The sequence below is a fragment of the Pontibacter pamirensis genome (assembly GCF_010015475.1).
Classification (GTDB): Bacteria; Bacteroidota; Bacteroidia; order Cytophagales; family Hymenobacteraceae; genus Pontibacter; species Pontibacter pamirensis.
The window spans coordinates 81576-105857 of sequence record NZ_SSNI01000020.1; the positions used below are offsets into that span (position 1 = coordinate 81576).

Below are 24282 nucleotides of genomic sequence, written 5' to 3' on the forward strand. Positions count from 1 at the left end.
GATGATAGTTGGAGAAAGAATTAAACGAGCTATTGAGGAGGCCGGATTAACTCAAGAACAGGTAGCAGCCCATGCTGAAATGAGTTTGGCTAATCTCTATAAAATTTATAAACGAGATTCTATAGAAAGTCGCTACCTAGTAAAAATTGCAAACATATTGCATCTGCCTTACAGCTATTTTTTAGATGAAGAACCAGACTTCTCTAGCGGGAATTATCAAAGAGGAGTTGGCAATGCTGCTGGTAACCATATCAAACAAAAAATAATGTCCTCCGGGAATGAGGGCGTAGGAGTGGCAAGTTCGGCTATTAATGTAGAAAGAATTCAGCACGAATTAGAACTATGCAAAGCCGAAAAAGTTAGCCTGGAGGAGAAACTTGTGCTGAAAGATGAGATTATTGAGTTGTTGAGGGGACGGAAGCAAGATTAAAACTATAGTAAGAATAACCCCGAATTTATAAAGCAATGGCAATAAGAGAAAACATTAGCTCTGTAGAAGGTGAAGCCGATGTGTTTGATGATGCATAATTACACCTCTTGTTCAATTAGCAGATCAACGTTAAGCCATAGTAAGTGGTAAAAACCTAAGCTTTGTTTCAAACACTCTTTCAATAAGACATTATGGAAATAAACCGCTACGTAAGAACAGACCGCGTCAAAGACGGCTATGGCCCCATCAGAGTAGCGGTGCATTACCACAACAAGCGGCTCCAGCTTTCTACTGGCGAGAAGACCCCTTATCCTGAGGGCTGGGATGAGGAAAAACAGCGGGTAAAGAGTCGCCAGCCTTTTGCCTCCGTCATCAACCAGAAGCTCGACAACATAGAGAAGACGCTAGATTTTATATATCAGGTGTCGGAGAAGAATCGTTTTGCCTTAGATAATGCTTCTTATAAAGCCCTTTTTGAGCAGGTATTCACCAGTATCGTAGACAGTGGCATATCCAGCACACAGGACGTATTTACGAACATGATGATACAGGAAGCTTACGAGAAGCATCAGAAGGCTTCAGTACAACCCGAAGCTGCCCCGAAGCCGCTGCAGACGTTCCTGGAGCTAATGGCCCTTTGGATTGAGGAGGAAAAAGAGCGGATTGTGGAGGCCAGCGGCCGCAAGATGTCTCCTAATACCATCAAGGGGTTAAACTCCACGCTGAAGCGCTTCCGAGCTTTCGAGGCCCACCGTGGCCAGCTTATCACCTTCGAAGGCATGGATAAGTATTTCTATGCTGAGTTCAGGGCGTATATGCTGGATGTTTTGGAACAGGGTGTTAACAACTTTGGCAAGCATGTGCGCCGGTTAAAGCAGTTTCTCACCTGGAGCGAGGAACATGACGAAGATCTGCCAATCAATCCGAAGTATGTGCGCTTCTCCGCTCCCGCCCGATATACTGGCGTGGATTTCCTGTACCTCGAGGAGCTGCACGCTATTAAAGCTCTTGACTTTGAGTCAAAGGAGCTCCGCACCAGATTATACTACACCTACTCCAACAAATTAAGTGAAGCACTAGGCCAGGAAGCTTTTGAAAATTACCTGCAGCAGGTAGAGCTAGCAAGGGATCTGTTCTTGATGTGCTGCTACACGGCCTTGCGTATATCGGATGCCCAAAGTCTAAATTTCTCCGATTTAAAAGGAGAGTTAATTATTACCGGCAGCCAGAAAACTGGTAATATCAGCTATATTCCGTTCTTTGACGATAGCATATTTGAACCAGTGGCCATTGTAAATAAGTACCGCAGCAGCGGTATACAGATATTCCCAAAGTGCCCGAAGATTAATTATCACCTAAAGACAGTACAGAAGCTAGCCAGCGTAGACCGGATTGTGCTGACCACCAAGATCGGTCGAAAGACTTTTGCTACACTTAAGGTGTACCAAGGTGTGCCGCGTTCCATTGTGATGCAGGCCACCGGGCATAAAACCGAGACATCCTTTAACCGTTATCTGGGCGTGAACGAACAGGAGTTGGTGAATATCTTTAAGCAGAAATCGGCTTTGGCCTCGTAGTTTGCCGAGGTAACCCCTTCTCCATCTGCTTTAAACTATTATTATCTTTACTGCCTTAACCAGAATGATAGACCCTTATGCCAGGCCTCCCTATTAATATAAACGACTTAGTTAACGCAACTACTGTAGAGAGTGAGCGAATTGAGTACAAGGAGTCGTGGAATCCGGAAGACATCATGCACTCACTCTGTGCTTTTGCCAATGATTTTCACAACCTGGGAGGCGGATACATCATCATTGGAATTACGGAGCAAAATGGCATGCCCGTTCTACCTCCTAGAGGGCTGCTACCTGAGCAGGTAGATTCCTGCCAGAAAAAATTGCTTGAAATCAGCAACAGAATTGTTCCCTCCTATTTTCCTGTATCTTCGGTTGAGTTATTCCAGGGAAAACATATTCTGGTTCTGTGGGCAACCGGCGGCGACAACAGGCCCTATAAATGTCCTAAAAACATTGTCTCCAACCCTGTTTACAATCATTATATCAGGAAGGGCTCTAGCTCTGTCAGAGCGACTCCTGATGAAGAACGCCAGTTGTACGAGCTTGCTAACCGCATTCCGTTCGATGATAGGATAAACCATTCGGCTTCCATAGAGGATTTAAGGCTCCCTTTAATCCAGTCTTTCTTGAAAGAAGTCGGCAGTGAACTTTACCATAGGGCAAGCAGTATCCCTTTTCCGGAACTGTGCCAGCAGTTGCAGCTTATAAAAGGCTCCCCGGAGTATCTTCGACCTGTCAATGTCGGGCTTCTTCTGTTTAACGACCACCCAACCAGCATCTTCAGAGGCGCCAGAATTGATGTAGTGCGGTACTTTGACCCTATAGGAGATGAGTTGGAGGAGCGGATTTTTGAGGGCCCTGTCCATGTTCAGCTTCGGAGCGCCCTGCAGTTTATACAGAACACTGTTATTGCCGAAAGAGTAAGAAAAGTCCCCCATCAGGCTGAAGCGCAGCGTTTCTACAATTACCCGTTCGCTGCTATTGAAGAGGCACTGGCAAATGCTGTTTTTCATCGCAGCTACGAGCTTCATGACCCTATAGAGGTAAACATCAGGTTAGATAAAATTGAAGTTCTCTCTTTCCCTGGGCCAGTACCTCCAGTGGATAATGAAGATTTGAAGAAAGACAGGATTGTAGCCAGAAGCTACCGAAACAGAAGAATCGGAGACTTCCTTAAAGAATTGAGGTTAACGGAAGGAAGAGGCACTGGCATTCCTAAAATCAGGAGAACAATGCGCGTAAATGGCTCTCCTAATCCTGTATTCGAAACTGATGAGGCTAGAAACTATTTCCTGGTCACACTTCCAATTCATGAAAGCTTCTCCCCTTTACCGGCTATACCTGATGTTGAACTGAGCGATACAGCTATCACGAAACAAATCCTTACCCTCTGTAGGATTCCTCACAGTAGGTCTGAGATATTGAGTTATATCGGCACTAATACAGGTGCAGCTAGTTACAGGAAATATGTTTTACCTCTATTACAGTCAAACATCTTACGACTAACTATTCCTGATAAACCTAGCAGTAAAAACCAGAAATATCAAACAACAGACGAAGGTGAAGCCTTATTGCAGCAGCTATAGGACACTAACATTCCTAGTTTGGGAAAGAGAAGCTATCATTGCATAGCGATAAAAGTCAAGGATGGTCAAGGATATGTCAAGGATGGTCAAGGATGTAAAGCATGTACATCAATGTTGCTCCTAAAGCGGATCGGCAGCCGGAAAAGTGGGAGCAGATTTTGGGAGCAGTTTTCCTACAAAGAGACACTGCCAACTCAAAACAACTGAAACAGAAAGTGCTCTGATTGCTTTATTCTAACTATTTTGTTGTTATGTGTTTGTAGTTGATACCCTCGAAATAGTCCCTTCGCGACCACAACAAAAAAAGCCACTTACAGGTAAAACTGGTAAGTGGCTTTTTTATGTGCGCGCAGTTTGCGCGCACATCTCTTGCTTTTAGGTCTTAGCTTTTCCTTTTCTCTTAGCTCAGTTATTTCATCAGCCCAAAAACAGTCAGGGCAATTCGCAATAGCTTTAAAAACGAAGTCGTAGTCCTACTGGTGCACCATTCAAGATACACCGTTCCACTATCGTCAATACAGCACAGGTAGAGCACATCAGATCCAGGTCTAACGGCGACTATGATGTAACTTTGAAAAATGGCGAAGTGGTGAGAATGAGCCGAAACTACTATCCTGCTTTTAAAGAACTGGTGGCCTGAACACACCTTAGCATGTGTTTAACTCATCTTAGCCAAAACCGGTTTTCATCTTCCCAGGGACTTCCGTACTTCATTAAAAAAAGGGAAGATGAACACACGGAAAGCATTTTATCTGATTGTATTTTTCTTGGTGGGTGTGGCGGGCTGTTCCTGCGCACAAACCAACAAACACCAGCTCATAGGCAACTGCGAGGGTTGTGAAGCCATTTTTGAATATGGCGAGGAACCGTTGAGCCCGGTCGATACGCTTCCTGGTTTTGAGGCGGCCGCTACAAAAATCAAAGTGACAGGTATTATCTACCAACCAGATGTGCTCACCCCGGCAGAAGACGTTATCCTCTACGTTTACCAAACCAACGCAGAAGGAGTTTACCCTACCAAAGGAGGCGAAAAAGACTGGTCGAAGCGGCACGGCTACATCCGGGGATGGGTTAAAACGGGCAAAGACGGCAGGTACACCTTTTATACGATGAAACCCGGCACCTACCCCAGCCGCAGCGATGCCGCTCACATTCATCCTATCCTACTCGAACCAAACGGCAGATATTATTGGGTTGACGAATACCTTTTTGAAGGAGATACATTGCTTACCCCGGTGCAGCTCTCGCCTGAGGCACCTGTAGGTGGAAGCTCCGGGATTCTGCGTCTCAGGAGGGAAGGCGATCTGTTAGTCGGTGAACGTGATTTTATTCTTGGCAGGAATGTGCCGGGTTATAGAAATTAGAAGACTTATAGTTTTACTGCTAATGCTTTCTGCCTGTGGGGAAGAACTGACAGCCCTGCTCCTGCTCCCTGGGACACCGAGGAATTCGCAGCCATGATCGACTGGATGTACAAGTATAACAAAAGTGTTGCGGATGAGAAAAAATCTAGCTTTGGGCACGTCACACGCTTCTCGTTCACTTTTAATGAACTAAGTGTGGATGGCCCCGTAAATACTTCAACAGAAGCAGGAATGACTTCATCTAAAGTGCCGCTCTAAAAGACTTTCATGCCCTCACCTCCCTTTTAGGGGCAGAAACTAAATAAGTATCTTTTAAGTATTTACGCGTGCAATTTCTCAAGTCTCAATACCTCTCCCCATTACTGCTTTCCGCTCTCTGTCGAGGCTCTACAAGCACTTATTTAACCTAAATTTTATATCTATGAAACACAACTTATCACAAGGAAGGAAGTGCTCTGTGCCAGTACCCTTCTTAAACTATCAGCAAGGAGCGCCAAGGTATTTTCGGTGCTGTTCATGGCTCTTTTCTTATTCAGCTGTGACTATATCGAAGATGTGCTACCTGACAAGGACCCTGTAGACAGAGCCGACAAGATTCAGCCCAAGGGTCCGAACCCGGAGTGGGGCCCGGACATAGACCCGCAGATGCTGGCCGTTATTGAGCAATTCCAAAGTTATAACGTGGTGCCTTACCCTATGCTGACGGCAGAGCAGGCGCGAGAAGAGCCTACCTTTAAAGATGCCTATGTAGATCTGCTCCGGGAAAATAAAATTATCCTGAAGCCAGCTAACGTGAACATCAACCACATGACGATACCAAACGGAACAGGCCAGCAGCTGCTGGTACGCACTTATACCCCGCGCAGCGGCACAGGGCCTTACCCTGTCATCGTGTATTACCATGGCGGGGGCTGGGTGATTACTAACCTAGACACCTATGAAGCATCTGCCAGTGCGCTTGCTGAGAGAACCGGAGCCATTGTCATATCAGTGGCTTACCGCCAGGCCCCTGAGCATATGTTCCCGGCTGCGCATGAAGACGCTTTTGCCGCTTACCAATGGGCGCGCGAGCACGCCTCGGAGATTGGAGGAAACCCAGCCATGGTGGCCACTGCCGGCGAAAGCGCAGGAGGAAACCTGGCGGTGGCTGTGGCAATTATGGCCAGAGAAAGAGGAGTACAAGTGCCGGAGCACATTGTGTCCATCTACCCTATCGCAGACGGTAATGTTGAGTCTCCAACTTATGAGCTGTATGAGAACGCCCTGTTCCTCAACAAGGCCCTGATGCGCTGGTTCTTCAACCTGTATGTGCCTGACTGGCAAACAGAGGTACATCCGCTGATTTCGCTGGTGGAAGCCGACCTGAGCGGGTTGCCGCCTACAACCATCATCAATGCCGAAATCGACCCCCTTCGTTATGAAGGAGGCGTCCTGGCAGATCGGCTAGCAGCAGCAGGCGTACCAGTAGAGCGCCGGGTTTATGAAGGCGTAACGCATGAGTTCTTCGGAATGAACGCACTGCTGGAGGAGGCCGTGGCGGCGCAGAGGTTTGCTGCCATGCGACTGAAAGACGCCTTCATGGAGTAAGGCTAAGGCTCTGTAGAACAGAGTGCGCAGTAAATGACAGTTCCTCATAAACAGCGGTAGCTGCTTTATCTTTTGGTAAAGCAGCTACCGCTGTTTATGAGGCTGCCCTTTTCGTCTCCCTTACCAAGGCTGGGCTGGTAAGGAAACCTAAATTGGACGGGATGCCTCATCCTGAAAGGGGTTGACCGATTGTTGCTAGTCCTACCTAAAGTTGATGTTGTCTCTTCATCCTGATTTTTGTTATTCGCAAGAGTTCTCTGAGGCTTTTATTACACTTGTTGCTGCGCCTTGGCGGCTTAGGAGGAGCCAGGAAGGATTCCGCCGGATTAGAAAACTGTGCCCTTCCATCCTGTGACAGGCAGTTGGTGTATAGAAGTCCTAGTAGCGGCTGTGCCGATTTTTTGATTTACAGACATGATATATAAAGAGCCTCAGTTGTACAGGAGTTGGAGCGCATGACACAATACATGGTGAGGCTCATATAGGATGTGTGCAAATGAAAGAGAGACAATATAGCTACTTTTACTGGTGGTTATATTGGTTTATTTATATATTTTTAACGACATATATGAAATAAACACAAGAATGAAAACACTTCCCTCATCTCGGTTATCCGGTCTTACTGCTGCCCTTTCCCTCCTTCTGCTTTTTTCCTCCGCCTGCGACAAAGAAAAAGATGCTGAGCCAGCACCTCAACCTGAAGCGAAAGAAAACAGTTTTAACTTCAGGTTTGACCCTCATCCGGAAGGAACGGAGGAATTTGAACTGATCGTGTCACAAAAGGATGGAAAGGTGCTGATAGATACTCTGATTGCAGCCAGAGTACACCATGAACTTAAAGTAAAGTCCAATGACACAAAATTAAATATCACGACGATGTACGTCGAACCGATTAGACAGCGTACCGAAATCAGAACCTACGTTCAGGTTAACCCGGACAACTGGCACATCGACGAACGCGTTGAAGAATCGGCAAAAAATGAGCCAGAGCAATCCTATGTGAACTATAGTAACGTCCCTCCTTACACCAATACCGAGATAATATTTTCTGGAAAGCAAACAGGAGGATGGGGGGCTGAATACAATGGAAACAGTCGGATCCTGAGAGTCCAGTATAACAGGAGATTCCCGACGGATTTGACTTACCTGCTTCTGCCGGAACTGGGCAAGTACATTTATGCGGAAGTGACATCTCCGGAAACCGATATTGACTTTTCAGGGGCTGCCACAGCCGCAAAGCATGTGTATAACAAACCAGCAGGCGTTAAGAATGCTTATTCGGAAGTGTACGGGTACACTAATGCCGGTGAATACAGCAAGTGGACAATGCTCTATTATGGAAACGGTGCCCATGATTATGATTTGCTGTTTCCCCCAGTTGGCATGGAGGAATTTCAAACAACCTATAGATACACAGACGCTGAGGGTTATTCCCATTTGTACCGCAATTTCGGAACATCTATTCCTGCGGATATGGGCTTCCTGGCCGAATCTGGCTTTACCGTTACCAGGAATGAGTTCGGTAACTTCCAGATAATGTTCGGGGAAGACAAGCCGAGCGCCTACAAAATACTTGGGTATTCCCAGAGCCTCAACACTGTATGGCATATAATGCTCTCTCCCGAGGAGACGGCATTTAAAGCTAAGAGCTTCTTAGAAGGCCTTGGTGCTGAAACTCTAAAAGGAAAGGATCTGTCAACTTTTTCTCTCGTACAACTCTCCACCCTAAATGCAAAAGGCTACACTCACCAGACTATGCATGACTATCTTAACAATCCAGAAGCTTATCGAAAAAGAGAGTTAAAGCAATACCGGGAAATTAGTAAGTACTTTTAAAACTAAATATTCGATTACTTGCCATGGGTATGCTTTAGCTGTCTTTGGCCACACAGGAAGTTCTTGGCTATTCAGTCTCGCTTTCTACACCTCTAGTAGACCTGCAGTATACTATATTCCCTGTTCCGAAAACTGAAGGTCTGTCCCTCCGTTTTACCCGCCATCGCTTTATAGAGCGGCGACATGGCGGAGACGGCAAAGTATGACTCCCCGTCTACTCTTACTTCGCAGAGACTGATCCCTATAAAATAGCTGTGTAGCTCGGTACGCACCACCGCCCCCGGCGACACCTCACGGTTCACCTTCGTGGCGTTAATCCCCTGAAGTAGCACCATGACAGCCAACAGCTCATCAAGCTGGCGGGCATACATATCCCGCTGGGTCTGGCAGATTTCCCGAAGGTCCTCCATGCCTCCCTCTGATTCAATTGCGCTTTGCTGCGCGTTTTCCATCGCTTCTCTTGCGGCCTGAACCTGCACGTCAAGCTTCCTTTTGCACTCCTGTAACAGGCGCTGCTTTGTCCCGATATCATGTGTTAGCATACTGATAGATAAGTTTGTTTTTGCCTGCCTCCGTTCGAGGCTTTTCAGTAACGACTGGCTACTCTTCCGGCTGCTTCTTCATAGCATTGTTGTGAGAGCTGCAGTTAACTCTTCACCCACAACTGTTATTCCGCAACCTCCATCCGCCCCTGTGGCGGAGGTTACACCAGCCCTGTAATAGCTAAACCTGTAACGTGTTATTAATAAACATGTTAAGCAATAAACACCTATAGTATCATGAGACATATACTGATTTTTTAAGGCTCTTCGTATCTTCCATCCAAGAGATAGACAGGTTTTAAAAAGGAGACCGCCCCTCAAGCCCCGGCACGGTTTAACAGCGCCTTTAGGCGTCTGCCGCACTTTATTTGGCAAAGCGCTGCTCTCTGCCAAGCAATTCTGATAGTTATTGCCGCTGTTGCGATGTTCTTCTTTTATATTGTCAGGAACTTGGTATGAGCAGCACGCAGGCACCAAATTCTACACCCTGCTGTGTGACTACCTCATTGGCAAAGACGAAATTGCTTATGTGGCTCTGATGAGGGTCAAGGTCAGGAAATAGATACCAAGCATACTATCCTCACCTGTTTCCAAGCTTGCTAATCAACCACTCTGCCGCCCGTGAGTCGTAGTCCTTGTCCTGAGGATTCTTCTGAATCAGCTCCCTTACGGCGGCAAGCACCTCTGTTGCATCTTCATTCATATTCTCCAGCACGTTCAGCGCCTGTACACGCACCATCACATTATCACTCTTCAGAGCATCCTTTAACACATTAATTGCCCTCTCTTTCTCACCTAGTTGGTACAACGCCTCGGCTGCAGCAATTCGCACACTTGCCTCTGGGTCCATCGTTAGCTTCCGCAGAGCTTGTTTGGCGGGGGCCGCCTCCTTGCCTAAAACTGTACAGCCCGTGGCCGCCCAGTATCGCACAGCCGGTTCTTTGTTATTGAACCTTTGGATGAGAGGCATCAGAGAACGTGAATCCCGGGAGGAGGCTAACTCCGCCGTCTCTATCACCTCTTCAAGCGGGTACTTTCCGCTACGGGCATACTCAAACAAAGTAGTTGTCTTTGATATCTCGATCATTATCGGCTCTGGGATGAAACCCACGTCCCGGCTTTCGCGCAACCACTGCCGGTTAGCCTCCCGCAGCCGCTCCAGCACTTCTTCGTACTGGGGTTGCCCTGCAAGGTTGTGTACATTGTGCGGGTCAGCCTCTACATCATATAGTTCCTCGGTCGGCTTCGGTTCCCAGAACCTGGATTGGGTTTCGTTCAGTTGCCCGGCACGGTAGGCTGTTTCCCAGGACCGCATGGAAGGAGCCTGCCACAAGTAGGAGATGTGCTGGGCATAAACTTTATGGGGCATATAATTGCGGATGTAGCGGTACTTCTTGTCCCGCACCGAGCGCACCAGGTCAAACCGCTCGTCCATCCTTCCCCGGAAAGCATAGGCGTACTCCCGCGGGGCCACCTGCTGCTGCCCCAGGAACGCTTTCCCCTGTATGTGGGCCGGAGCAGGCACACCAGCCAGGCTCAGCACAGTCGGCGCAAAGTCTACAAAAGTAACGATACGGTCAGTCCTGGAGTTTGGCTTGCCTGGAGCCAGGTCCTCATACTGCTTTGGGAAACGGATAATCAAGGGGATATATAAGCCTGACTCGTACATGAATCGCTTACTTCGCCCCAGAACACCCCCGTGGTCACTGTAGTAGAACACGATGGTGCTTTCCGCCAGCCCAGCCTCTTCCAACTCCTGCAGCAGTTTTCCCACCTGCGCGTCCATTGCTTCCACTTTATCATAGTATTGGGCCCAGTCATGCTTCAACTCCGGGGTGCGGGGATGGTACGGAGGGATTGGCACCTTCTCCGGGTCGTGCTTGAGCCTATCGATGGGCTGATGGAGCGAACTCTCGTGGGAGACCTCCAAGTTGAAGACGGCGAAGAAAGGCTGCCCGGATTTGCGGTTTTTGTAGGTAGCCATATTGCCTGACTCATCCCAAGCCTCGGGCTGGTCGACAGTGTTGTAGTCTTTCTTGGCGTTATTAGAGGTGTAGTAGCCAGCCTCGCGCAGGTAACGGGGAAAGAACTTAATGAAGCTGGGGATGGGGTAGGTACTACGCATATTTTCTGTTCCCATAGAGTTGCCGTACATGCCGGTGATCAGTGTAGAGCGGGCCGGGGCGCAGACGGGAGCGCTTGCAAATGCGTTCTGGTAGAGAACTCCCTCCCTAGCCAGTTTGTCTATGTGAGGAGTGGTGGCGAAGGAGTCGCCATAGGCTCCTATCAACGGGCTGTTGTCTTCGCTGACGATCCAAAGAATATTTGGCTGGCTTTGCGCCTTTGCCACCTTGCCTACGCCTAAAAGGATAGCGAACAGGAGAACAGCGATTAGGAAAAGAGGATTTCTCAGCATAAGCGTAAGGGGGTTAAACATTTTGAATCTGCTTAAAGCAGGAGGTAGTGCTTAATAAAACTATTGCCTCCTTTTTATAAAAAGCTCCCTTTTTAACTTGGAAAAACTAAGACCTTTTAGTTTTTGCTATGTCCCCATTCGGACATGGCGCGGCCAGTTGTACACAGTAATTTATAAAATATTTACAAAAAGTGCACAGACGTTACTTGCTTGAGAGTAGGTAAAGCAAGAGTTAACTTCATGATAATGTAATATGTTCTTTCTATTGACCTAATATACTGAGAGTAATTTTGCAGTAAATTATTCACTAAGGATGACGCTGGAATACGTAAAGACAATTCTGTTGAAAGTGAGCTTCGACAGAACGTTGTTTGAGAAAGAATTGATAAAAGGCCTTAAAGTACTCGAGCAGGAGGAATTGCCGCTGCTGGAGCGCTGGTGCTATGAGAAGTTCTGTTTAATGCATCTGCTTGTCCTAGATGATATATTTTCCCTGAAGCTGAGGAATGCATTGTAAGAAGCAGGTAGCATTGCTAATAGGGTGTCAAAGCTTTATATCACTTTTGACATTGTCAACCTATTATATAATGAACGATGGCAAGACTAAATTTCTGCCTTTCCACCGTTCAATACCTGTAGCCTTTTGACAAAAAAGCATTACTTGTTGACAAACATCAATACTGCCCCCCAATCCTTAACAAATCAGAATAAACACCTCTTGCTGTTACCTCAGCACCGGCTCCTGCGCCCTGGATGACAATAGGCTGGGTACCGTAGCTTTCGGTAAATATCTCAAAGATAGAATCAGCATTTTTGATGCTGCCCAACGGAGAATTTTTGTCTGCCTTCACCAGAGACACTGTTAGCTTGTTCTCGTCTACCTCCAGGTCACCTGTGAAGCGCAGTACTTCGTTTACTTTGAGGCTGCTTTTGATTTGGGCAAAATACGCATCTATTTCTTCTATCTTAGACAAGAATTCTGAGTAGTCTTTTGCGTTGGAAGCAAACTCTGGCACGAGGCTTTCGATGGAAACATCCTCCAGTTCTGACTGCAATCCTATTTCCCGGGCAAGTATAATCAGCTTCCGGGCCACGTCTGTTCCGCTCAGGTCTTCTCTTGGGTCCGGCTCCGTCAGTCCTTTTTCTTTTGCTTCCGCGAGTACCGTTGAAAAGGCTTTATCCTCCACGGAATAGTTGTTGAAGATATAGCTGAGCGAGCCGCTGAACACGCCTCTTATGCGCTTAATCTTGTCTGCTGAGTTGTGCAGATGCTTGATGGTATCTATCAGGGGCAGGCCTGCGCCTACGTTGGTTTCATAGTAAAACAACTTCCCTCTTTTCTTCAGGTTATTCCGGAGGCTTTGGTAGAAGTCGTAAGAGATGGAATTGGCCTTTTTGTTAGACGCCACAATGTCGAAGCCACTGTTGACTATTTCAGGATACTGCTCTGTAAGCTCCTGCGAGGAGGTATTGTCTGCGACCACGATGTTCTCCAGCCCAGATTCCTTCAGACGGTGGATGATGACGCCAAAATCGCGTTCCTCCTGGCTGTGTCCCAACTCCTGCTTCCAGTTGCTGCCCAGGCCATCTTCGTTGAAAATCATCTTCTTTGAGTCGGCCACGCCCACAATGTTGATTTTCAGATTCCGGCGCTTTACCACCTCGTCCCCTGTTTCGATAATCTGGTCCAGCAGCTTACCTCCTACCGTGCCTTTTCCGAAAGCAAACAAATTAAGGGTTTTGATGGCTCCAAAAACCTGGTTGTGCACCACGTTCACCGCTTTCTTCAGCGACTTGTTGTCAACCACTAAAGAGATATGCTCGCCGTTGATGCTGTTGCTGATAAGGTACATCCATATCCTGTTTCTTCTCAGGCCATAGATGGCTTTCTCGAGGGCGTAATTATGCCTGCCAACAATGGCGATAATGGCCTTGTCGCTGTCGATCTGGATGCGGGAAATATCCCCGCTTAGCAGTTCATCGTGGAATTCTGCGCTGAGAACCTCCTGTGCAGTGGCGGCATCTTCTTTATTAACCACAAAACCGATTCCTCTTTCAGAGGATGCCTGCGAGATAAGACGTACGCTGATGCTCCTGCTGCTGAGGGCACTGAAAATCCGGGCATCTATGCCCACCTTACCCAGCAGCCCGCGTCCCTCCAGGCTTACCAGCGACACCTCTTCGATGGTGGACACCGCTTTAATTCCCTTGCCTGCTCCTTTCTCATCAATCAGTGTACCCTCCGACTCTGGTGCGAAACTGTTGAAAACCCTTAGCGGTATGCCACTTTCCATCAGTGGCAGGATTGTTTTGGAATGAAGCACGTTCGCCCCGAAATTCGCCAGTTCGTTGGCCTCCCGGTAGCTCAGGTGCGGAATCCGCTGCGCGCTCTTCACATATTTTGGGCTGGCCGTATACACGCCATCCACATCGGTCCAGTTCTGCACCTCTGTTGCCTTAATAAAACTGGCAATCAGAGTTGCCGTGTAATTACTCCCATTTCTTCCTAAAGTAACAGTTTTGCCTTCCGAGTCAGAGGCGATAAACCCTGTAATTACTGGTATCTGGTTAGGCTTCAGTGACTGAAAGAACGCCTTTGTATTTTTCTCTGAGCTTAAGAAATCAACAGTCGTTTCATTAGAATCAACTGTAACGTTGATCAGCTTCCGTGCATCAGCAAAAACGGCTTCTAGGCCTTCTTTTCTCAAAATGCCAGCTACTGTTTGAGCGCTTATGACCTCCCCAAAGGCAAGCACCTTGTCTCTTGTCCGCACGCTTTCCTCACCGATTAGCCGTAGCGCCTGGAGCACGACTTTCAGCTCCTCATAATAAGGGTCCAGATCGATGCCGTGAATGTGCTGCAAATTCATAAACCCGCTTAGCTCCTGCTCGAAGTCCTCGCCTTTCACAGCCTTTGCGTAAAGGTCCAGCAGCATGTCGGTGCTTTGGCCTCTTGCAGAAACAACCACTGCAATAGCCGCTGCACTGGCCTCTTTCTTTATGATGTTGATAACACTTCCGATAGGCCCGCCATTGCTTAACGACTTACCCCCAAATTTTAACACCTTCATTCTTTCAATCTTTTTTTCGATAGGTTCTCTGGCTCACTGCCCTTCTTAAAACCTGCTGTCATATTCTACATGGCAAATTCCCATTGTTTTACCTGTAAAACAAGAAGAAAGTATGTTAAATTGAGTGGTTGCAAGTCCTCATCTACGGAACAAGAAGCGTCCGGCATTTAATATATTCAGGGTTAATTTCTCCACCTTTCATACCCTCCAAAGAACAACAGTTTTAAAAGTCAATTTGAAGTTTAGGTTTTTAGGTGCCATCTTACCATCATGAAATCAAAACTCACACTTATTTTATTGTCATGGGCGCTTTTGCTGGCTCCCGGTCTGTTTTCAAATACAGCTCAGGCGCAAAGCGATCAGCGCATTAAAGATTACAACAACAATGGCTGGTTCATGTATTTCGGAGACCATAAGGTTTCAGATAAATGGGGCATTCATGCAGAGGTTCAGTTACGAAGGCACAACATCATCAAAGACCCGCAGCAACTGCTCATCCGGACAGGTATAAATTATGACCTCACGCCGAATGCCATGTTCACCCTGGGATACGGCTTTATAGAAACACACCCTTACGGTGATTATCCGGCGGCAGGCACCTTCCCGGAGCACCGCATTTACCAGCAGCTACAGCATAAAAGCAACATTGCCCGGCTTGGGCTGGTGCACCGCTACCGCCTGGAGCAGCGCTGGATACGTGGCGCAGAAACAACTGACTATACGTACCTGAACCGTGCCCGCTATTTTCTGAAGGCAACATTACCATTAGCCGGACCGACACTTGAAGCAAAGGAGCCCTTTCTGGCAGTATATGATGAAGTGTTTGTTGGCTTCGGCGAAAACGCCAGGAAGAACATTTTCGACCAGAACAGGGCTTACGCAGCGATAGGCTATAAAATAAGCAATAGCGCTACGCTGGAACTCGGTTACCTGAACCAGATTGTGCAAAAAGCAAATGGAGTGGTTTTCGAGCATAACCATACCTTACAGGTCAGCTTTTTCCACACCCTGAACTTCGCCGAACAGGAGTAGCTATAGTATAGTTAAGTTAACGCTATCCTGCACACCCATGTAATCTTTCTTTGAAGTCCCAGCGGGACGACTTGTTGATAGCCTCATCATTCTTAGATATCCTTAGCTCCAGCGGAGCGGCCTGTTCATCATTTTCACAGATCGCTCCGCTGGGACTTGTTGTATAAAAGCGATTTATAATCTTTTTTCTTGCCTGCTTGTCCTGTGCCGTAGTTAGTAGGTTTGAGATAATCTAAAAACACAGCTTGTTGTTTTGAAAAATAAACCTACACTTCTAATACTGGCGGCAGGAATGGCAACCCGGTATGGCAGCTTAAAGCAGCTGGAGCCATTCGGACCTCACGGCGAAACAATACTGGATTACTCGGTATACGACGCTGCAAAAGCTGGCTTTGGAAAGGTGGTATTTGTTATCCGGAAATCCATTGAAGCAGAATTCAGAAAAGCAACTGCGCGAAAGTACGGCGGCAGTATAACAGTGGAGCATGTGTTACAGGATTTACACGCACTTCCTGCTGGTTTTACTTTACCTGACAACCGGGAAAAACCATGGGGAACTGGTCACGCCGTCTGGACAGCAGCCTCTATCATAAAAGAGCCCTTCGCAATTATAAACGGCGATGATTTTTATGGAAGGCAGTCTTTCCAACTGATGGCCGATTTCCTGAAAGCCACACCGCCGGACCGCCAGTACGGGTTGGTAGGGTTTCAGCTGAAAAACACCTTGTCGCCGCATGGTGCTGTTTCAAGGGGCATCTGCGAAATAGATGACAGTGATAATCTGGTTAGCGTAACAGAGCAAACGCATCTTGTCCAATCAGGCAAAGGCATAGTAGCCCGCACTACGGATGAGCAGGAAGTGCTGTTTATCGGGGAAGAGATGGTTTCTATGAACCTGATAGGCTTTACACCGGATGTGTTTCCCTATTTTGAAACGTACTTTAAAGAGTTCCTGACAACACACCCCCACGACCTGAAAGCGGAGTTTTACCTTCCGGATGTGCTGAACTCCCTTGTGCAATCGAGAGAGGCACAGGTGAAGGTGCTGCTTTCTTCTGAGAAATGGTTCGGTGTAACCTATCCTGATGATAAAGCGGTAGTTATCAGGAATATTCATACCTTAATCTCTGCCGGGGTTTATCCGGAAAACTTATGGCCACAACCACAGCATAACCTCCAAAACAAGATGGCACCAGGAAAAGAGGCAGCATATAATTTACACCTGATTGCAGAACAGTTTGCGATAAAAGGAGAGGCAGCCGATATAAAACCACACGGTTCTGGGTACATCCACGACACCTTTCATGTAGTCAACAAACAGCCTGTAAGTCCTGACTACCTGCTACAGCGCGTCAATCACCAGGTTTTCAAAAACGTACCTGCCCTGATGGGGAACATACAGCTGGTCACCACCCACCTCCGCAAAAAGCTGGCAGCTATACCCGGTGCCAACCCTGATACAGAAGTGCTTCGCCTGGTCCCGCTGAAAGATGGCCAACTCTTTTACCAGGATGCCGCTGGAAATTACTGGCGCATGTATGAATTCCTGCCGCATACCCGCAGCTATGATATTGTACACACAGCGCAGCAGGCTTATGAGGGAGGCAAAGCCTTTGGTACGTTTCAGGCTTTGCTGGCAGATATGGATGCGAACCTGCTGCACGAAACCATTCCCGACTTTCACAACATTGCTTACCGGCTCCGGCTCTTCCGGGAAGCCATTGCCCGCAACCCGGAAAACAGAGTAAAAGAAGTTCCAGATGAAATCGCCTTTGTGGAGGCGCGTGCAGAAGTGATGACCTCTATCCTGAAACTGGGACAGGCGGGGGAACTCCCGCTACGGATAACCCACAACGACACAAAGTTCAACAACGTGCTACTCAACGAACAGGATGAGGCGCAATGCGTGATTGACCTGGACACCGTGATGCCCGGCTATGTAGCCTATGATTTCGGTGATGCCATCCGCACCACTGTGAACACCGCCTCTGAAGATGAAAAAGACATTGAAAAGATAAGCGTGAACATGGACCTGTTCGAAGCCTTCACGAGAGGATTTCTGAAAGAAACTGCGGGCTTCTTAACGAATACTGAAATCCGCTCGCTTGCCATGGGTTGCCTGCTGCTGCCCTTCATTATGGGCCTGCGCTTCCTGACAGACTACATTGACGGGGATACCTACTATAAAATCAACTTCCCGGGGCACAACATACAGCGGTCGCGGGCACAATTCAGGCTGGTGCAAAAGTTAGAAGAGCAGTATGATTTACTCCAAAGCACCATTCAGGATATTGCCAACGCCAGTAAGCAGGAAATAAGGAGATAACGCGCCATCGTATGAAGCAAATTAGAGTTCCCCACACAGCAGCTATTGACAAGCACAGTTCGCTAACCGATATTTCAGATTTCCTTGATACGCTTGAGAAAAACGCTGTTGGCCACCACCTATGGCCTGTCTCTGCTACAAAGCCAGAGGTTACGTTTGCCATCGCCCATCACTCAGATTGCCTTTTCCTGAAATACTATGTGAGTGAAAGTGCACTTCGTGCCGTTTGCCTAAAGCCAAATGAACCAGTCTACCAAGATAGCTGCGTCGAGTTTTTCGTTGCCTTCGATAAAGACAAGTACTACTATAACCTTGAATTTAACTGTCTTGGCACCTGCCTGCTGGGCTACGGCAACGGGCGCAACGACCGGCAGCTACTGCCAGTGGATGTTATTACGCAGATAAAGCACCTGGCTGTTATACAAAGCGCCTCATCCACTTTGGTGTTCCCCTCCTATACCTGGCAACTCACACTGATGATACCAATAGGAGTATTCACCAACCACAGGTACTCTTCGCTGCAGGGAGTAAAAAGCCGAACAAACTTTTATAAATGCGGCGATGAACTTCCGGAGCCTCATTTTTTAGCTTGGAGTGAGATTGATGCTCCAGCACCAGACTTTCATTTACCGGAGTTCTTCGGGCAGTTGGATTTCGAGTAAGGATTTTCAGGTTGTACGGTAGTACTACAGCTGGTAAATTATCTACCGCTTTCCCCAACCTTTCAACGTCGTAAGGTGGCAAAAACCAGAGCTCGGCTGTCTATCGAACTGGGTTAGAAATCTGAACCATTGCGGGTTCATGAAATAACACAGATTTCTCACCCTGTTCGAAATGACAGAAAGAGGATTTCAGCAACCTCTTTTATTATCCCGCAACTTAAGCTATCTTAACAGAAGAAACAGCAGAAGTCTGTTCCTGCAAGGCCCTCATCCGACCCCTACAAATAACCCGATAGAGCCCATGAGTACGAACCGCAGAGAATTCCTGAAACGAACAGGTCTGGCTGGCCTCAGTGTGGCTGGAGCCGGCTTGGTAAGCGGCTGTGCCACTTCTAACAGCCCGTCGAACCTGGACCAGATACGGGTAGCTTCGCAAAATCCGCACCGGCAGCAGTTTAACATGAGCGGCTATGCTGCTCCAAAACTGGATACTGTCAGGATAGGTTTTATTGGCCTTGGGATGAGGGGACCGGGTGCTGTGACCAGAATGAATCATATTGCGCATGTAGACATAAAAGCCCTGTGTGATTTAAGGCCGGAGCAGGTAGAAGCCGTGCAGCAAAAGCTGGCAGGCACCTCGCATCAACCGGCTACCTATTCTGGTAGTGAAGAAGCATGGAAGGCACTTTGCGAAAGGGAAGATATTGACCTCGTATACATTGCCACGCCCTGGCACCTGCACACGCCCATGGCTGTGTATGCCATGGAGCAGGGCAAACATGTCGCAGTAGAAGTACCCGCTGCCACAACGCTGGAAGAGTGCTGGCAACTGGTGGAGACTTCTGAGCGCACCCGCAAACACTGTATGATGCTGGAGAACTGCTGCTACGACTTCTTTGAGCTGCTGACGCTGAACATGGCACGGCAGGGCTTCTTCGGAGAGATTGTACATGGCGAAGGCGCGTATATTCATAACCTCGTAGATCTCAATTTCTCAAAAGACGGTTACCAGGACATGTGGCGCCTGAAGGAAAACACCCGGAACGGAAACCTCTACCCCACCCACGGCCTGGGCCCCATATGCCAGGTGATGAACATTAACCGGGGCGACCAGATGGATTACCTCGTTTCTGTTTCCAGCAATGATTTTACAATGGCAGAAACAGCCCGTGAACTGGCCGCCAAAGACAATTTCTATCAGCCATACGTGGCCCATGCATACCGTGGGAACATGAACACGACCACCATCCGCACAAAAAAAGGCAGGACGATTATGGTGCAGCATGATGTGTCGTCACCAAGGCCCTACTCCAGAATCCATCTGGTAAGCGGCACAAAAGCCACGGCCAGAAAGTGGCCTTCACCAGCCAGGATTGCCACCTCCCACGAAGGTTGGGTATCGCCGGAAGAACTGAAAGCGCTGGAAGAAAAATATACGCCTGAGATAACAAGGAAGCTGGGAAATATGGCGAAACAAATCGGGGGCCATGGTGGTATGGACTTCCTGATGGACTGGCGCCTAATCGACATCCTGCGTAACGGCCTGCCTCTGGATCAGGACGTGTATGATGCCGCTTTGTGGAGTGCTGTTGCCCCTCTAAGTGAGTGGTCTGTCGCCAACCGTTCTACTTCTATTGATGTGCCTGACTTTACTTCCGGTGCCTGGGAAAGAAATACACCTGTAGACATATCTCTGCGCGGAGGAGGCACTACAACAGTAAAAGCATAAGCCGGCAAGGCAGTAATTTTTTTCCAATCTCTGTTAGGGGTGGTCGCAACCTGCCCCTAACACGCAGTCATGCATCAGCTTGTAAAACCTCATCAAATAAAATTTAGGACCAGGCGAAGTAGTTAACCCCGTAAAATAAAAAAGCACCCTATAAAATAGAGTGCCTTTCCAAGCTATGAAAACAAACTTAATGCTCTAAGTTAAGATTGTAAGTTTGATAAACAAAATTAACAATATAAATATTTACATATATTTAATAACATATCGAGTTATGTCTTTTCAGTGCTGTTTTTACTTCTTTTAATTCCATAAATGGCAGGCATTAAGCAGCACCACTTCATACCGAACAGAATTGTTGTTACGACTTACATCAGCAATAACAATTTCATGAAAGCACTTCCATTGTTACTACCGGAACGTCTTTTGAAGCCGCCTGCTTCAGTTCGCGGAAGCCTCCAGCATTATACTGATATCCCGCTTCGGTGAGTTCCCACAACATAGGCGCCAAGTTTAAAGTAGTGGCTTTGAAGCCCTGCATGATGGCGCCCATGTTACCGGTGCCTTTCGACAAAGCTGCTTCGTTCTCGATTTCAAAAGGACCGGTAAAACCTTGCTCCTTCAGTGTGTTCACAAAAGCCCGCCAGTCCATGCTGTCGGAGCCGCCGAAGCCGGGTAGCATGGCCTCGTAATTATGGCGGTCCCACTCATTGCTGCAGATAGGCACGCCGGCACGTTTCGCCAAATCCTTATCCACCAGCTGCATCGGGTACATGTTACCCCAGTGCACATTGTTGCCCCTGCGGGTCGCCTTTACGTGAATGCGGTGCAGGCGCACCATATCTGTGTGTTGAATTACCTCGCTGGGGTCCACGTGCTGCCACACATCATGCGAGGGGTCATAGATTTCACCGTGGGCTTTGCTCGGTATCAGCTCGTACATCAGTTTGCGGGCAGCCAGCACGCCAGGTAGGTTATTGAAGGTACCGGTGTAGCCTGGGGAGCGCCAGCCTTCCATCGGGCAGTTCTCATACAGCACGGTTACGCCCAGGTCCTCGGCATATTTAATGATGGGAGCAAAAATGCGGGCATACTCCTCCAGGTTCTTCTGAAAGCCATACTCCTGGTTACCCAGTTCATGGTTGTAGCCCACAAAGGTACCGACCTTCACATCATTCGCATCGCCGCCCAGCAGGTGAGCCATCCGGATGAGCCGAAGCAAATGGTTTTGATTCTTCACGCGCTGCTCCGAATCACCGCCAATCAGATTATCAAAAGCGCCTATGGAAAATTGCAATCGGGCGCCGTTAAACTTGTCAAGCAGTTTTTTGGCGTCATCAAGGCCGAAGTTCTCGTAATCTAGGTGGGTCGCCACAAAGTCGTCGCGGGTGCCGTCTCTGCGGAACACGCACACATCCAACCCCTGCACACCTGCTTCCTGCGCCTTTATAATTACATCATCCAGGCTCAGCTTATCAAACGCTGAGGTCATTATCCAGATCTGGTTGTTCATTTGTTCAGAATGGGTTTAAAGTATTTGCTACATCGTTTCTGAGGTGACAACATATTCAGGAAATACATCCTGTAAGCACATATCGCCTGCTTCCTCAAATTAGCAGATTCTTCTCCTTCCTCCAAATTGGGAGTGGGGCACAGCCGGATCAGGAACCATATAATTATGAAGCTGTAATTTCACTACCAACTATCACCTACAGCTGAAACTGCAGCGTGACGTAGTAGTTGCGGGCATCTGATGGGATAATACCCGGGCCTGGATAACCTGTGGCGCGGCGCGTAAAGTAGCGGTTGTCAGATAGGTTGTTGATGCCGGTTTCCAGGGTAAAGCGCTTGTAGGTGTAGCTACCGGAGAGGTCCATAACCCAGTAGGCAGGTATAACCCCTACTACAGCCGTTGGCTCCAGCAGTGAGTTTGGTGCATCGGTATACTGCTCGGCCGTATAAGCGTACTGGTAAGCCAGCTTAAAATTGTTGCGTTTAAAAGAGAGACCCAACTTCGCAATAACAGGCGGCGCCAGCTCCACATCATTGCCATCTATATCCGTCAGTGGGCTGCTGTACTTCGTGTTTACCAGCGTAATGTTAGAAAAGGCAGAGAGACTAGTCGGGTGTTCTTTGCCATAGTATAACTTCAGCAGGTCCGCCTCTATGAAAGTTTCCAGACCCAGGTTGCGCGAGTCTCCCACATTGGTGCGGATGCGGTTGGTGGTTCCTGGTATGTTCCGGAAGTTGATGCGGTTTTCATACGCCAGGTAAAAAAAGCTGGCGTCATAGTTCAGAATGCCGCTGATGTTGCCCCGGAAGCCCAAGTCAGTGCTGTAACCGGACTCGTCTTTCAGGTTCTGGTCCACAAGCTGGTTCGGGTTGATCACGCGCATGTCGTTGAAGTTGATGGCGCGGTAGTTTTGTGAGAAGTTGGCGTATACCTCCATCTGCTCGCTTGGCTTGTAGCTCAGGCCAAGGCCCATGAGCAGCACATTGCGTGAATTTTCCCGATCTTCCGGCACCACCTGATCCCGGATAATATTACCAGCCTGATCAGGCACCACATCGCGGTAGCTACCATCGGCGTTAGTGTTAATCCACTCGTAACGCACACCGGGAGTTAAGCTGAGTTTGGGTGTGATGTTAAAGATATTCTCGGCAAAGAAAGCGATATTGCGGCTGAGGTAATCGTAGCTGGAAGCATTAGGCGCACCCGTTTCAGAGTAAAACCGGAAATCGGCGTCTGCGGCAGTGGAGCCATCGCCCTGTTTCTGGTCAGTGAAGCCGCGGTAGTAACGGGCGCCCACCAGCAAGGTAGAGAAGGAGTTGCCCAAGTCGTAGCGGTGGATGAGGCGTGTTTCGTTGCCGAAGTTGTTAAACTGGTCCTGCAGCAGCGTGCGCGGTTGGGTAATATCATCCGGCCGGCTGATCTTGCCCATAAAGCCCAGGGCATCGCGCTGTGCCAGAAGCCCAAAGTTACGGATGTTCAGTTTTGTGCGCTCGCCCAGGCGGTAATCTAATGTTAAGGCCATCAGGTTCCAGTTTACTTTAAACCAGTTGCGGTCGCGTATAGACTGCCGTGCGTCCTGTTCAAAGGCTTGGTCTGTGAGGCCGCCTGGCTGCTGCGCCAGGTAATCCATGTAGGTATAATCGAAGCCTATCTCCAGCTTTTCATTCGGTTTATAATGGAGTGAACCAAAGGCCGTGTGGGCATCAAAACCAGCGTTTTCGCGCCAGCCATCGCCGCGCTTATACTGGTAAAAGCCATAGTAGTGCAGCTTACCTTTGGTACCGCCGATACTGTTAAAGGTGTTCAGCAGCCCCCATGAGCCAACCGTTTGGCGGGTTGTCAGCTCAAACGGCTTGTCCTCCGGCCCTTCCTTCATCACAAAATTGATCATGCCGCCGAACTGCGTGCCATACTGCAGCGAGGCCGCACCGCGCACCACCTCAATCCGGTCCAGCGCCTCAATAGGCGGGGTATAGTAACTTTCAGGGTAGCCGAGGGCATCAGCCGAAATATCGTAGCCGTTCTGGCGGGTGTTAAAGTTGGAAGTGCGGTTCGGGCTGAGGCCACGCCCTCCGATGCCGAGTTGCAAGCCGGCGCCATCGCTCTCCCAGATGTTAAGGCCTGCTACCTTGGCAAATACCTGGCGGCTGTTGTTGGTAGCTTTATTTGCGGTTATGTCGCTAATTACCACCACTTCACTCTTTTTACCTTCATAAATAGCGGCACCCTCCACAGAGTTCAGGCGGGTGATGCCGAACGTTTTCTCCCGCTCCCCCTTTACGTTTACCTCCCGCAACTGCCCTTCCAGCGGCTTCAGCGTAAAATTTAGCGCAATGTTGCTGTTGCTGATAGTTACCTGCTGTGTAGCCGAACCCCAACCTACGCTGTAGGCTGTTAAAGTGTAAGTGCCGGGAGCCAGTTTTGGGATGGTGTAGTTTCCTTGTGCATTGGCCTTAAACAAAGAACCAGTGTTCGTTAGCAACACCTCGGCCTGTGGCACGGCTTGCTGCGTGGCAGTACTGGTAACCTTACCAGTGATGGAGTATGTTTGTGCCAGTGCAGCCAGACAGCTGCAAAGCACCAGAGCGATAGTTAGCGTGATGCGCATGTTCAT

Annotated in this window: 18 protein-coding genes; 13 read left to right on the plus strand and 5 right to left on the minus strand. The window is 48.4% G+C overall.

Annotated elements, in window-relative coordinates:
* The first annotated feature begins 1 nt into the window (after position 1).
* The 8 genes from E1919_RS16710 (at position 2) to E1919_RS16745 (ending at position 8380) form a co-directional block, all read left to right on the plus strand.
* The gene (locus E1919_RS16710) at positions 2-430 is read left to right on the plus strand and encodes a helix-turn-helix domain-containing protein (protein WP_162054549.1); all 429 of its coding nucleotides are present in this window, start codon (positions 2-4) and stop codon (positions 428-430) included.
* Positions 431-621: 191 nt separating this feature from the next.
* Positions 622-2007, plus strand: a complete 1386-nt coding sequence (locus E1919_RS16715; RefSeq protein WP_162054550.1) for a phage integrase SAM-like domain-containing protein — start codon at positions 622-624, stop codon at positions 2005-2007.
* 77 nt (positions 2008-2084) lie between these two features.
* Complete coding sequence (locus E1919_RS16720) at positions 2085-3593, plus strand: RNA-binding domain-containing protein (protein ID WP_162054551.1); 1509 nt, start codon at positions 2085-2087, stop codon at positions 3591-3593.
* A gap of 493 nt (positions 3594-4086) precedes the next feature.
* Positions 4087-4233 carry a LytTR family DNA-binding domain-containing protein gene (locus E1919_RS28110; protein ID WP_162054582.1) on the plus strand — a complete coding sequence of 49 codons (147 nt, stop codon included), beginning with the start codon at positions 4087-4089 and terminating at the stop codon, positions 4231-4233.
* 88 nt (positions 4234-4321) lie between these two features.
* On the plus strand, positions 4322-4957 hold the full coding sequence (locus E1919_RS16730; RefSeq protein WP_162054552.1) for an intradiol ring-cleavage dioxygenase: 636 nt from the start codon (positions 4322-4324) through the stop codon (positions 4955-4957).
* Between the two features lie 93 nt (positions 4958-5050).
* Positions 5051-5215, plus strand: a complete 165-nt coding sequence (locus E1919_RS16735) for a hypothetical protein (RefSeq protein ID WP_162054553.1) — start codon at positions 5051-5053, stop codon at positions 5213-5215.
* Between the two features lie 258 nt (positions 5216-5473).
* On the plus strand, positions 5474-6544 hold the full coding sequence (locus E1919_RS16740; RefSeq protein ID WP_162054554.1) for an alpha/beta hydrolase: 1071 nt from the start codon (positions 5474-5476) through the stop codon (positions 6542-6544).
* A 585-nt stretch (positions 6545-7129) separates the two neighbouring features.
* Positions 7130-8380: a hypothetical protein gene (locus E1919_RS16745; RefSeq protein ID WP_162054555.1), complete on the plus strand. Its 1251-nt coding sequence runs from the start codon at positions 7130-7132 to the stop codon at positions 8378-8380.
* A gap of 92 nt (positions 8381-8472) precedes the next feature.
* Here the strand turns inward: E1919_RS16745 and E1919_RS16750 are convergent, their stop codons facing one another.
* Positions 8473-8922: a hypothetical protein gene (locus tag E1919_RS16750; protein WP_237144539.1), complete on the minus strand. Its 450-nt coding sequence runs from the start codon at positions 8920-8922 to the stop codon at positions 8473-8475.
* Between the two features lie 580 nt (positions 8923-9502).
* Complete coding sequence (locus E1919_RS16755) at positions 9503-11338, minus strand: sulfatase-like hydrolase/transferase (protein WP_162054556.1); 1836 nt, start codon at positions 11336-11338, stop codon at positions 9503-9505.
* A gap of 313 nt (positions 11339-11651) precedes the next feature.
* Between E1919_RS16755 and E1919_RS16760 the strand changes: the two genes are divergently transcribed.
* On the plus strand, positions 11652-11855 hold the full coding sequence (locus E1919_RS16760) for a hypothetical protein (protein ID WP_162054557.1): 204 nt from the start codon (positions 11652-11654) through the stop codon (positions 11853-11855).
* A gap of 157 nt (positions 11856-12012) precedes the next feature.
* Here E1919_RS16760 and thrA read toward each other — a convergent pair whose 3' ends face one another.
* Positions 12013-14409, minus strand: coding sequence for a bifunctional aspartate kinase/homoserine dehydrogenase I (gene thrA / locus E1919_RS16765; RefSeq protein WP_162054558.1), 2397 nt, complete (start codon positions 14407-14409; stop codon positions 12013-12015).
* Positions 14410-14679: 270 nt separating this feature from the next.
* Between thrA and E1919_RS16770 the strand changes: the two genes are divergently transcribed.
* From E1919_RS16770 to E1919_RS16790, 4 genes are all read left to right on the plus strand, one after another.
* Entirely contained in the window at positions 14680-15441 is a 762-nt protein-coding gene (locus E1919_RS16770; RefSeq protein WP_162054559.1) for a DUF2490 domain-containing protein, read from the plus strand.
* Between the two features lie 253 nt (positions 15442-15694).
* A complete protein-coding gene (locus E1919_RS27350) occupies positions 15695-17767 on the plus strand; it encodes a phosphotransferase (RefSeq protein WP_202915926.1) in 2073 nt (690 codons plus the stop codon).
* A gap of 11 nt (positions 17768-17778) precedes the next feature.
* Complete coding sequence (locus tag E1919_RS16785) at positions 17779-18429, plus strand: carbohydrate-binding family 9-like protein (RefSeq protein ID WP_162054560.1); 651 nt, start codon at positions 17779-17781, stop codon at positions 18427-18429.
* A gap of 301 nt (positions 18430-18730) precedes the next feature.
* Positions 18731-20158 (plus strand): Gfo/Idh/MocA family protein, encoded by a 1428-nt coding sequence (locus E1919_RS16790; protein WP_162054561.1) that lies wholly within the window; start codon positions 18731-18733, stop codon positions 20156-20158.
* Between the two features lie 385 nt (positions 20159-20543).
* On the opposite strand, the gene E1919_RS16795 is transcribed toward E1919_RS16790, so the two are convergent.
* Both E1919_RS16795 and E1919_RS16800 read right to left on the minus strand, forming a co-directional pair.
* Complete coding sequence (locus E1919_RS16795) at positions 20544-21668, minus strand: sugar phosphate isomerase/epimerase family protein (RefSeq protein ID WP_162054562.1); 1125 nt, start codon at positions 21666-21668, stop codon at positions 20544-20546.
* A 196-nt stretch (positions 21669-21864) separates the two neighbouring features.
* Positions 21865-24276, minus strand: coding sequence for a TonB-dependent receptor (locus tag E1919_RS16800; RefSeq protein WP_162054563.1), 2412 nt, complete (start codon positions 24274-24276; stop codon positions 21865-21867).
* Between the last annotated feature and the right edge of the window lie 6 nt (positions 24277-24282).

Excerpts from the sequence above, each read along its gene's own strand:
- E1919_RS16735 (WP_162054553.1), top strand. The coding sequence starts at position 5,051 with ATGATCGACTGGATGTACAAGTATAACAAAAGTGTTGCGGATGAGAAA.
- E1919_RS16755 (WP_162054556.1), bottom strand. The coding sequence starts at position 11,338 with ATGCTGAGAAATCCTCTTTTCCTAATCGCTGTTCTCCTGTTCGCTATC.
- E1919_RS16770 (WP_162054559.1), top strand. The coding sequence starts at position 14,680 with ATGAAATCAAAACTCACACTTATTTTATTGTCATGGGCGCTTTTGCTG.
- E1919_RS16750 (WP_237144539.1), bottom strand. The coding sequence starts at position 8,922 with ATGCTAACACATGATATCGGGACAAAGCAGCGCCTGTTACAGGAGTGC.
- thrA (WP_162054558.1), bottom strand. The coding sequence starts at position 14,409 with ATGAAGGTGTTAAAATTTGGGGGTAAGTCGTTAAGCAATGGCGGGCCT.
- E1919_RS16730 (WP_162054552.1), top strand. The coding sequence starts at position 4,322 with ATGAACACACGGAAAGCATTTTATCTGATTGTATTTTTCTTGGTGGGT.
- E1919_RS16790 (WP_162054561.1), top strand. The coding sequence starts at position 18,731 with ATGAGTACGAACCGCAGAGAATTCCTGAAACGAACAGGTCTGGCTGGC.
- E1919_RS16760 (WP_162054557.1), top strand. The coding sequence starts at position 11,652 with ATGACGCTGGAATACGTAAAGACAATTCTGTTGAAAGTGAGCTTCGAC.
- E1919_RS16720 (WP_162054551.1), top strand. The coding sequence starts at position 2,085 with ATGCCAGGCCTCCCTATTAATATAAACGACTTAGTTAACGCAACTACT.
- E1919_RS16745 (WP_162054555.1), top strand. The coding sequence starts at position 7,130 with ATGAAAACACTTCCCTCATCTCGGTTATCCGGTCTTACTGCTGCCCTT.
- E1919_RS16710 (WP_162054549.1), top strand. The coding sequence starts at position 2 with ATGATAGTTGGAGAAAGAATTAAACGAGCTATTGAGGAGGCCGGATTA.
- E1919_RS16785 (WP_162054560.1), top strand. The coding sequence starts at position 17,779 with ATGAAGCAAATTAGAGTTCCCCACACAGCAGCTATTGACAAGCACAGT.
- E1919_RS16715 (WP_162054550.1), top strand. The coding sequence starts at position 622 with ATGGAAATAAACCGCTACGTAAGAACAGACCGCGTCAAAGACGGCTAT.
- E1919_RS16800 (WP_162054563.1), bottom strand. The coding sequence starts at position 24,276 with ATGCGCATCACGCTAACTATCGCTCTGGTGCTTTGCAGCTGTCTGGCT.
- E1919_RS16795 (WP_162054562.1), bottom strand. The coding sequence starts at position 21,668 with ATGAACAACCAGATCTGGATAATGACCTCAGCGTTTGATAAGCTGAGC.
- E1919_RS16740 (WP_162054554.1), top strand. The coding sequence starts at position 5,474 with ATGGCTCTTTTCTTATTCAGCTGTGACTATATCGAAGATGTGCTACCT.